Genomic DNA, 1,240 nt, shown 5'->3' with positions numbered 1-1,240 from the left:
CGCCTAGATGACGCGACCGTCGCACGCGAAACCATCGACTACGGACTGGTGTTGCTCGATCTGCGCCTGCCCGATGGCAGTGGCATCGGTTTTCTCCGTCAGATGCGCACCGAAGGCGACACCACACCGGTCATCATCCTGACGGCCCATGACCAGATATCCGACAGGATCGAAGGGCTGAACAGTGGCGCTGACGACTATCTGGTAAAACCCTTCAATCTCGACGAGCTGAGCGCCCGCATCCTGGCCGTTTCACGGCGCTACGCCGGCGCACCCCAGACGATTGTCACTATCGGCACCCTCTCGATCCGACCGGCAGACCGGGCGGTGCGAAACGGCACGCAGGAAATTGCCCTCTCCAGCCGCGAATGGGCGGTGCTCGACAGCCTGATCTCGCGGCCCAGCGCCATTGTCTCGAAATCGCAGATCGAGGAGGCCCTTTATGCCTTTGGCTCCGAGGTCGAGAGCAATACCGTCGAGGTCTATGTCAGCCGCTTGCGCAAGAAACTCGGCAAGGACATTGTCGAGACGGTTCGGGGTATCGGCTATCGCCTGGGGAGAGACGGATGACTGGCTACAGCATGACCCGCCGTCTGGTCATCTGGCTGACCGTTGCCATCTCCTGCTTCTGGTTCGCAGCAGCGGGTCTCGGCGTCATGGTGATGCAGGATGAATTTGGCGAAATTTTCGATAGTGCGCTTCAGCAGACGGCCGAACGGCTGATGCCACTGGTCGTCGACGACCTGTTTCAACGACCGGAAACGGAGACGCCACTCAGTCTGCAGCAAAACAATGCCGTCGCAGCTGAGGATGAACTGACCTATCAGGTGCGCGATGCGAACGGACGCGTGATGCTGCACTCGCATGACAGCACGAAGGAGCCTTTCAATGCACCGCTGGTGCCAGGGTTCTGGGAGGATGACGAGCATCGTATCTTCACGACATCGGCCGTCAGCGACACCATCTTCCTGCAGATCGCCGACAATATGGCCCATCGACGCGAGGCCGCGCTGGAAGGAGCCGGCGCGCTTCTCCTGCCGATCCTGATCCTCGTGCCCGGCAGCATCCTGCTTGTCTGGCTGATCGTCCGTCGTCTCGTTGCACCTGTCAGCGATCTGCGCAATGCGATCGCCGGCAAGGATACCGGCAATATGGCCGACATTGATTTGGCCTCCCTGCCGCAGGAGCTGCAGCCGATCATGGCCTCCGTCAATCTGCTGCTTGCCCGGNTGCGTGCAGC

General features: G+C 60.8%; 2 protein-coding genes. Both read left to right on the top strand.

Going from position 1 to position 1,240, the window contains the following annotated elements:
- The coding region (locus PDO_RS15280) for a winged helix-turn-helix domain-containing protein (protein ID WP_007603593.1) at positions 1–570 on the top strand (570 nt) is incomplete at its 5' end.
- On the top strand, positions 567–1,240 hold a 674-nt coding region (locus tag PDO_RS15275; RefSeq protein WP_007603590.1), incomplete at its 3' end, for a sensor histidine kinase N-terminal domain-containing protein. The genes PDO_RS15280 and PDO_RS15275, both read left to right, overlap by 4 nt.

It is taken from the genome of Rhizobium sp. PDO1-076 (genome assembly GCF_000247475.1).
GTDB lineage: Bacteria > Pseudomonadota > Alphaproteobacteria > Rhizobiales > Rhizobiaceae > Allorhizobium.
This window is presented reverse-complemented; position numbering and strand designations above follow the sequence as displayed.